Below are 9,426 nucleotides of genomic sequence, written 5' to 3' on the forward strand. Positions count from 1 at the left end.
GCGACCCATCTCTCCCGGGTGGAACGCCACGCCGTCCATAGAAGCGTCCACAGACCCGATGTGACCTTCGCCGTAGCCGCGCACTACCGGCCCTGCGGGGCTGGTCCCCATTGCGTTGGCTTTGGTCAGTATGGAACCAGCTAGTGCGGTGACCACCAACGTTCGCCGGGTTGGTCAGGCGGCTTTGTGGTCGGGCGGCCCCGGCGGTGTTGGCGTTCACTGCGGATGGGGCGCGTTCGCGGCGTTGGGCGGCGAGGACGTCCGGGTGCCGGGCGTTGGCGATGCGCCTGCGCAGGTAGGCGTGCAGGTGCCGGGTCAGAGCGGCGTGGTGGGGGTGGTCGGAGCCGGCGACGACGAACGTGCGTACCGGGCCGACCTGGGCTCGATCGGGTTGGCCCAGGACGCGTGGGTCGGGGTGAAGCACAACTCGACCTTGTTCCTCGCCGCCCGTTGCCGGATCTTGAACCCTTGTGCGGGGAGAGGTTGTCCAGGATGACGTAGACCCCTAACCTTCCAATCCGTAGCGTTCGAGGCGGCGGCGGGCCTCCTCGGCTCCGGGGTCGCCCACATCCTCATAGATCCGCACGGCCTGGCGCCAGGCGGCAGAGGCAGCGGTCCGGTCGCCCATTCCTTCCCGGGTGTCCCCGAGCCGGATGAGGGTTTCCGCCTCGTGATATTGGTCGGCGGAATCGCGAAAGAGTTGGATCGCCTGCTCGTAGCAGTTGGCCGCGCGTTCGCGTTCGCCGAGGCGGTCGTAGGCGAAGCCGAGGCTGTCGAGCGTTGCGGCCTGGCCGTTGCGGTCGTCGCTCCGTCGTTGCTGGGCGAGTGCTTCGGTGCAGCTCTCGATGGCCTGGACATAGTCGCCGGTGGTGGCCAGCAGCCAACCGATCGCGTTGAGCGTCCGGGCCTCCCCCGAGCGGTTACCGGCCAGCCGGTAGAGCCGCAGCGCCTCGCGACCGTGTGCGAGCGCCTCGTCGAGCCGGCCGTCCAGGTAGCAGAGTTCGCAGTAGTTGTGCAGTGTCTGGGCCTGGCCAGTCGGATCGCCGAGGCGTTCGTGTAGCTCGAGTGCGCGTTCCAGTCGGTGCTCGGCGGCGTCGTGGTCACCGAGTCGGGTCAGCGCGCGGGAGAGCAGCCGGTTGGCGGCGGCCTGGCCGGCGAGGTCGTCGATCTTCTCCGCGGCGGCCAGCGCGACCCGTTGGGTGGCCAACTGGTCCCGCCACAGGCCGCGCGGTGCCAGGAAGGTGTTCAACGCCCAGGCGATCTGCCAGGCGTACGCTTCGAAACCGTTCTCGGCGGCCTGCCGGACCACCCGAATCAGCACCCGGTGCTCCGCCGTGAACCAGGCGAGCGCGCCGTCGTGATCGGTCACCGGACGCCTGGCGGGTAGGGGCAGCGGTGGCACCGGCTCGATCGGGGGCCATTGCGGCTGGAGCAGCAGGGCCGCCGGATAGGCGGCGTGCAGGTAGTGGTCGTACAGGCGCCCTCGGGCGGCCGCGCGTTCATCGGCGCGCTCCGACGACTCCACGCACTCGGCCGCATAGACGCGCAAAAGATCGTGGAAGGCGTACCGGCCGGGCGTGTGCTCGGCCAGCAGATGGAGCCGGGTCAGCTCCCGCAGTCGCGGCGTCACGGCCGCAGTCGACACCCCGGCGAGCGCCGCGGCCGCGGCGGCTGTCAGGTCCGGGCCCGGATGGAGCCCCAGCAGGGTGAACAGCCGGGCCGCATCCTGCCCCAGGGCCAGGTACGACCAGGAGAAGACGCGCCGGACGTCGCCGTCGGCCAACGCGTCCAACCTCGCCTCGGCTGAGTGCAGTTCGGCGGCGATGGCGCCGAGCGAAAACGTGGGATGGGTGGCGACGCGTGCCGCCACTATCGACAATGCCAGCGGGAGCCGACCAGCGGCCTCGACGATGTCGGCCACCGCGGCCGGCTCGGAGGCGAGGCGGCTGGTGCCGAGCCGGCTGGCGAGCAGGCTCATCGACTCCTCGGCAGTGAGCACGCCCAGCGTCAACGGCGCGGCGCACTCGGCTGCGACCAGGCCGTCGAGCCGATCGCGACTGGTGACCACGACCATGCAGCCGCCGGCACCGGGCAGCAGGGTGCGAACCTGGGCGGAGTCGCGAGCGTTGTCGAGCACCACGAGCATCCGACGGGCGGCCAGCAAGCTGCGGTAGAGCCCCGTCCGGGCCTCCATGTCGGAGGGTATCCGGGCGTGGGATACGCCGAGCGTTTCGAGGAAGCCGGACAGGGCGTCGGCCGGGGACACCACGCCGGCTTCGTCGTACCCGCGAAGGTTCACATAGAGCTGGCCGTCGGGGAAGCGGTCGGCCGCCCGGTGCGCCCAGTGCAGCGCCAGGGCGGTCTTGCCGACTCCGGCCATGCCGGACACCGCAGAGATGACCACGGTCGTCGGCTCCTGCGCCCCGCCGTCCAGGAGCGCGTCGAGACTGGCCAGTTCGACTCGGCGACCGACGAACTCCGGCACCGCACGCGGCAGCTGCTCGGGGCGCTGGACGAGTGGCCCCGACGCCGTGCCCGGCGCCGGTCCGTCCGGCGCCGGTGGCGAGTGCGCTGCTAGTCCCGGACGGTGATGCAGGATGTCGTCGTACAACCTGGTGAGTTCCGGCGCGGGATCGAGGCCGGTCTCCTCCGCCAGCACCTGCCGGGCCTGCCGGAAGGCATCCAGTGCGCCGGCCACGTCTCCGATGCGGTACAGGCCCACCATCAGCTGCCCCCACGCCCGCTGCCGTAGCGGGTGCCGGTCGAGAAGGGCACGCAGCCGGCGCACCACGTCGGCCGGCGCGCCGAGCGCCAGCAGCGCCTCGGCGTAGTCCTCCTCGGCGAGCAGCCGGCGCTCCTCCAACTGCGCCACCCGCCGGGCCAGCGCCGGACGCAGCGGCAGGTCGGCCAGCGAGTCCCCACGCCACAGGCTCAGCGCAACGGAGAGTTCGGCCTCGGCCCGGTCCGCAGCGCAAGCGGCGAGAGCGTCGCGGCCCCGCGCCGCCGCGGCGTCGAACAGGTCCAGATCACGCTCGCCCGGCCCCACCCGGAGCAGGTAGCCGCCGGCCGCCGAGATTATCCCCTCCCAGGGCGTTCCGCCGCCCAGCGACTGCCGCAGCCCGCGTATGTAGGTGCGCAGGTTCGCCGCGGCCGACGCCGGCTGTTCGTCGCCCCACAGCATGGCGGCCAACTCGTTGGTGCCGACGACCTCGTTCGGGCGCAGCAGCAGGGTGGCCAACAGGAGACGTTGCTTCACCGAGCCGAGCGGAACTGGCTGGCTTTCGCGGTACACGTGGAGCGGGCCGAGGATATCGAAACGCACAGGCACCTCACAGTTGAGCGCTGCTACCCATCACCAGGTACACCGCACCCGGACGGCGGGGGCGGGTGGGTGAGCTATACGCCACTTGTGCGGCGAATGTACGGGGCTCACCGTACGGTTTTGCCGTCCACACTCCCCCCATCGGAGAGCACCCCCATGCCCTGAATGCGCGACCACCTACGGGGCCCAGGCGGGACTGTTTACCCACACCCGCGCGGCCATCCCCGCCTCGTCCTGCCGGTCTCCGGCTGCGTGACCAGGCCCCGACCGGCCGGCGTGCTTGGCTCGTCCGTTGCCATCGTTCCGACAGCCTGACTCCGAAAGGGTCGAGCTCACCATCATGATCAGCGGTTCGCGGAGGACGAGACGTCCGACGGCTCGAATCTGACCCTTCCGAACTCGCCCTACCTGGAGGAACTTTTCCATGCACAAATCCATTGTGGCTGCCGCGCGGACGCTGACCGCTGTCGCGACCGGTCTCGCCGTGACCGGGGTCGTCGTGCCCGCCGGGCCGGCGACCGCGGCGCTCAGTGACGTCCCTTCGGACTGCAGGGTCTCCACCGCGGCGTACCGCTCCGACGGACAGCGTCTCACCTACGTGTACTTCGGCGGCGAGACCAGCACCAACGCCTACGCCAACGACATTCTGAGCTGGGTGCCGTCGGCGCATCAACAGATCGGCGCCTCCGGTGACGACGCCACCTTCCGCAGCACCGAATACGCCGCCCATCCGACCGACGGTCGGCTCTACAAGTTGAGCCGTCAGGGCGAGTTGATCGACGGCAACTGGCATGTGACGTCGTGGAGCTCCAGCCACTTCGCGATTGGGTTTGCCAATACCCGCATCCTCGCGTCGGCATCGCCGTACCTCTACCGGGTGGCGGGCAGTTCGCTTTACCGCTACACGGAAACCTACGTGGACGGCGTTTTCACGCTCTCGCCGCCGGTACAGTTGGCCAGCACCGGCTGGGACGCGGTCAACACACTGACCTACGAGCGCAGTGGCGGGACGGGCAGCGCCGCCGTGGACGTGCTGATCGGTACCAAGACCAACGGAGAGCTCAAGGAGTGGCGCATCAACCGGGCCACCCCGACAACGATCACCTCGAAGGTGCTGCGGACGAGCGGCTGGGCACCCTTCACCAGCCTCAGCACGGGCTACTGTGACACCCACCCCAACGGCCGGCCGCTGCTCGGGATCACCGCCGCTGGCAAGGCCTCCGTGCACTTCGACGCCAACAAGACGGACGGAGTCGGCACGGACATCAAGGGCGGCTCCCTCGGCTCGCTTGGCTGGACCGCGAAGGCCTACGGTCAGTAGCGGGAAGACCTCCGTGAGTCCGTCCGAGACCAGCCGTACTCGGACGGACTCGTCCGGAGCTTGCTGCCGACGATCCCTGACCTGGGGCCGTCGGCACGGCGCCGTCGTGAGTTCCAGTGAAACGCCGTCCCACACATTCAGTCCGCGTCGACGCCTCAGGGATCGGCGTCTGCTCGGGTACTCGAGCACCGCGAACCTGGGGCCGATACTCCTCGGGGCCGGTGCAGAAGCCGTGAGCCGGGTCGCCAGCGTCTTGGCGAGGGTGTCGACCCGGATCGGCGCGGCGGCCGCGGTCCTCACCGCTCGCACGGCTGGGGTGTGCTCGACGCGCACCCCGCGCTGAGCCCTTGCGGGTCCGATCATGGCAGTGCAGATGCCGGCGAACACGTCGGTCGCCGCGGGTATCAGCACCAGACCGGTATGGCGGTCGCGGACGGAGATGGTCACCGTGTCCACCTCCTCGCGGGGTGAGCCGGGCCGAGGGCCCAGAAGAACGCAGGACGGGTCGTTGAAGCTGGTGGTGCAGGCGCTGCCGCAGCGGGTGTTGTCGGTTGGAGCACGCCGGGGCCGACGTCCCGGAGGCCTGGTGCGGGGGTCGGTGGTCGTCGTGGATGACCGTCTCCTGGGTGTCCCGATCGGGCCCTGGACACCCAGGAGCGGATGTCATCCGTTGGCGACGGTCGAGACTCCGAGGATGCGGAAGGCCGCGACGCGGACGTTGCGGAGGCTGCCTTCGGCACGGACCGAGACCTCGGTACCGGGTTCGGGCGCGTCGAGGATCCGGCCGTCCCCCTCCCAGAAGGCAACGTGACCGACGGCTTCGCTGGTCGTCTTGTAGAAGATCAGGTCACCGACCTTCAGGTCCGGGTAGTCGACCGGCTTGGCATAGAACTTGCCCGGGGACTGGTGGTCCTTGGCCCAGTTCCACATGTCGACCGCCCGGCGGACCGGCCAGCCGGGAAAGTTGCCGATCGGGTTGTAGGAGGCGTAGACCAGACCCGAGCAGTCATAGCCTGGGCCTTCACCCCCCAGAACATAGGGGGCGCCGAGCTTCGCCATGGCGTTCTTGTGACCGATCATCGTCCAGTTGAAGATCTCCCTCTCCTCGAAGCAGAAGGTTCCCTGGTCGGTCGTACCGTTCTGGACCCTTACCCTGAGGTGGTTGATGTTGGGGATGTTGTCGGGGTTCCAGTCGGACCTGAGGCCGACCTCGTGATGACCGTTGCCGCCTCGGAGGACGAAGAAGGGGTCGCCACTGGGGAAGATGAACGGTGCCGCGTCGTGGTCGGCGTCGTGGGCCTGGATCCGTAGCACCGGAGAGATGTTGCTCGCCGTGCCGGTGTCCTCGACACGCCAGCGGACGGTCACCTTGTCACCGGCCTTCCAGTCAACCTGGATGAAGGCCTCGGCACCCGCGCAGGAGACGGTGAGCGTGCCACTCGGGTTGCTCAGACCGTCGGCAGACGCCGAGGGTGCCGCCACGAAGACGGCGCCGGTGACCGCGACGGCGAAGGACATCATTAACGTCGTGATTCTGGTTTTCATTGGTTTCCCTTCCATGGCAAAGGTTCCTTTCAGGGTGGGATCAAGGTCACGCGTTGCCGCACGTCCACGGCTGCCAGCCGCGGGCCCGGTACAGGTCATAGGCGGCGTGAATGTTGTCCGCCGAACTCAGCGCGTTGTCGACCTTCACTGCCAAGGTTGCTCCCGGCAGATACTCCTGCAGCGTTCCGCCGGTGTTGAACTGGAACACCCCGACGTCCTTGGTTCCGTTGGTGTTCAGACCGACCGCGATGGGGTTGAGCCCTGACTCGCACCGGGCGACCCTGACCGCCTTGTTCGCGATCGAGTCCGGGAAGACGGCGCGGATCTGGCTCTCCACCGTCGAGTCGCAGGCTACGCCCAGCCCCTGGTCCGGGTTGGCGAGTTTCGAACGGGTCACCGACCCGACTTCCCCGGTCATTGTCATCCGATTGCGTCCCTGAAACGCGAAGACCCGCATCCGGGTCGCCGCACCGAACGCGCCGTCGACACTGAGCTGATTGCCGCAGTTGAGGCCCAACTCGTTGAGCCGCCGCTGCAACCGCTCGACGCAGCTTCCCGATTCGCTGTATTCGAGGTCCACGTCGCACAATGTCGCCGCGCTCGTCTCTAAAACGGCCGAGACGGACGACATCGGCCATAGCGCGCTCGACACGAGCAACACGAGTGCCGCGCACATCGCGGTCGTCACTCTTGGTCGAGACCGGCTATCTGCCGGCTGCGGCGATCGCCGCACAAACGCCGCACTCATCACGCCCCCTATCGCTCCGACAGCACTCGCCCGGTTTCTCCTGGCGGCTGGCGAAACGTAGCCATCGTCAGTGGCGGTGCGCTGTCCGTACTCCGCCCGTACCGCCGGGTACGCCGCCCGTACTGGACACCCGCCCACCCGAGACGGCGGAGTCATCCGCCGGCGTCACCTGTCGACCGGCGCAGATTGGCCAAGGCATCGCCGCGTACGACGGCGGCTACGACTGTGGGCTGGGACGATCTGCGCGGCCGCCGGGGAGCAGACGTCGTGCCGCACGGCGGCGGGAGCGATGCTGGCGCTCGTCCGTGACCGCGGGTACCGGGAGACCTCGCCGGTCCCGGTCGACCATCACGATCGCTTCAGTGCGCCGGGCAGCTCGAGCCCTTTCGGCCGAACTCCTGCCGGACGCACACCTCAGGGCGGCTCCCCACCCCAGCCACCACCTCCCGCAGGACGAGCGTCAGGAGCAGGACGAACGTCAGGAGACAGCCTGCGGAGAACCGCCGCGAACCAGCGGATTACGCGATCAACCTTCACAAGACAAGACACTAGGATCGTCTGGTGCCCCGAAGATCGCAGCTCAACGGTCTGGTCGCTCGGTGTAGGTACGAGTGACGGCGACAAGCTTCGGCGGACTGCTTCGAGCTTATCGCCGCCGAACCGGGATGACGCAACGGCAACTCGCCGGCCGGGCGGGCGTGAGCGCGGGCGCGATCCGCGATCTGGAGCAGGGCAGGACGAGAAGCCCGAAACCGCACTCGGTCCGGGCCATCGCCACCGCGCTCGGGCTGAGCGGGCGCGACGTCGAGCAACTTCATGCCGCCGCCGAGGCCCATCGTGCACAACGCACCGAAGCCGGTCCGGTCCGTGGCGGCCCGCTGCGCATCCGTGTGCTCGGTCCGATCGAGGTTTGGCACGGCGACGTCCAGGCATCCCTCGGCTCCGACATACAACGCACGCTGCTCGCGCGGCTCGCGCTCGGCGTCGGCGCAGCCGTCGGCCAGGACGAACTCGTCGAACTTCTGTGGCAGCGCAGCGAAACCCAGAACACGGCGAACCTGCTGCACACGCACGTCGCCAGGTTGCGGCGGCTGCTGGACGCCGACGGGCGCACCGACAGCGTGCTCGTCAGCGGTCAGACCGGGTACCGGCTCGCGGTCGGCGCCGATCACCTGGACCTGCTGACGTTCCGCGATCTCACCACGCGGGCGGCGTACGAGGCGCCGGAGGATGCGTTGACCCGGCTCGCCCAGGCCGTCGCGCTTTGGCGCGGCGACATCGACGCGGAGCGGGTGGCGTCGAGCCCGCTCTACACCGCGATAACCACCGAGTACGCCACCACCGTCCAGACGTTCGCCACACTGGCACGCGATCTCGGCAAGCCAGAGCGGGCGCTCAAGCCGGTGCGGGAGCTTGCGAGTCGGCGCGAGCTGGACGAACCGCTGCATGTCGAGCTGATCCTGACCCTGGCCGCGAGCGGCCGGCAAGCAGAGGCACTCGCCGCGTACGAACGGATCCGGTCCGCACTCGCCGACCAGCTCGGCATCGATCCCGGCGAGCGGCTGCGGTCCGCCCAGCTCGCGGTCCTCCGGCAGCAGGATCGGCACGTCCGACGGACGATGGGGCAGACCGCGATCCAGCAGGCACCCGCCGCGCCACCGGACTTCGTCGGCCGGGCGGACGAAATTGCCAGGATCGAGGCCATGCTCGCCAGGACGGGCCAGGAGTCCGGACCGACCTCGTCCCGAATCGTGCTGCTCGCTGGCATCGCCGGAGTTGGTAAGACCGCTCTCGCGCTGGCCGCTGCGCACCGGTTGCGCGCGAAGTATCCCGACGGTCAGCTCTACGCCGACCTGCGTGGCACCAGCGCGACCGCACCGGAACCGATGCGGGTACTCGGCCGGTTTCTGCGCGCGCTCGGCGTGCCGAGCAGGCAGATCGGAACCGACGAGAACGAGGCGGCCGCGTTGTTCCGCAGCGAGCTCGCCGACCGCCGGATGCTGGTGCTGCTGGACAACGCACATGAAGCCGGCCAGGTCCGGCCCCTGCTGCCAGGAGCGGGCGGCAGCGACTTGATCGTTACCAGCCGACGCCGGATGCCTGGCCTTACCGGTGCGAGCGTCGTCGACCTCGAACCACTCAACCCTGAGGAGTCCATCGCCCTGATCGCCGCGACCGCAGGATCGCATCGGACCGACGCCGATCCGGACGCGGCGGGAGCGCTCGCCGAGGCATGCGCCCGGCTGCCGCTCGCGCTGCGCATCGCGAGCGCGAGGCTGGCCACCCGGCAGGCATGGAGCATCGGCGACCTGACTCGCCGACTACAGGACGACAACCGCAGACTCACCGAACTGTCCACCGGTGAATCGAGCATGCTCACCAGTTTCCAGCTCAGCTACGCCGACCTGAGTACCGTGGCTCAGCGCGCGTTGAGGTTCCCCCGCTTTTGTGGAGTGGTGGCTAGCCAACGCTGGTTGGCGTCAGAGGGTT

The 9,426-nt window shown here is 69.1% G+C and carries 5 protein-coding genes and 1 pseudogene; 2 read left to right on the forward strand and 4 right to left on the reverse strand.

Translation table 11 applies throughout. The features are described 5' to 3' along the window. Window positions 1–140: 140 nt before the first annotated feature. Together ACFP2T_RS47355 and ACFP2T_RS47360 are read right to left on the reverse strand one after the other, a co-directional pair. Window positions 141–503: pseudogene (locus ACFP2T_RS47355) on the reverse strand (transposase); the annotation flags it as partial. A gap of 2 nt (window positions 504–505) precedes the next feature. Then, a complete protein-coding gene (locus ACFP2T_RS47360; RefSeq protein ID WP_377434502.1) occupies window positions 506–3,256 on the reverse strand; it encodes an AfsR/SARP family transcriptional regulator in 2,751 nt (916 codons plus the stop codon). Window positions 3,257–3,746: 490 nt separating this feature from the next. Between ACFP2T_RS47360 and ACFP2T_RS47365 the strand changes: the two genes are divergently transcribed. Beyond that, the gene (locus ACFP2T_RS47365) at window positions 3,747–4,643 is read left to right on the forward strand and encodes a hypothetical protein (RefSeq protein ID WP_377434505.1); all 897 of its coding nucleotides are present in this window, start codon (window positions 3,747–3,749) and stop codon (window positions 4,641–4,643) included. A gap of 663 nt (window positions 4,644–5,306) precedes the next feature. Here the strand turns inward: ACFP2T_RS47365 and ACFP2T_RS47370 are convergent. Beyond that, a complete protein-coding gene (locus ACFP2T_RS47370; protein ID WP_377434507.1) occupies window positions 5,307–6,188 on the reverse strand; it encodes a C40 family peptidase in 882 nt (293 codons plus the stop codon). A gap of 46 nt (window positions 6,189–6,234) precedes the next feature. Next, window positions 6,235–6,876 (reverse strand): peptidoglycan-binding protein, encoded by a 642-nt coding sequence (locus tag ACFP2T_RS47375; protein WP_377434508.1) that lies wholly within the window; start codon window positions 6,874–6,876, stop codon window positions 6,235–6,237. Window positions 6,877–7,601: 725 nt separating this feature from the next. Here ACFP2T_RS47375 and ACFP2T_RS47380 point away from each other — a divergent pair. Beyond that, window positions 7,602–9,426: BTAD domain-containing putative transcriptional regulator (locus ACFP2T_RS47380; RefSeq protein ID WP_377434511.1), on the forward strand; the 1,825-nt coding region annotated here is incomplete at its 3' end.

Origin of the sequence: Plantactinospora solaniradicis (genome assembly GCF_042658085.1) — a bacterium.
GTDB classification, from domain to species: domain Bacteria; phylum Actinomycetota; class Actinomycetes; order Mycobacteriales; family Micromonosporaceae; genus Plantactinospora; species Plantactinospora solaniradicis.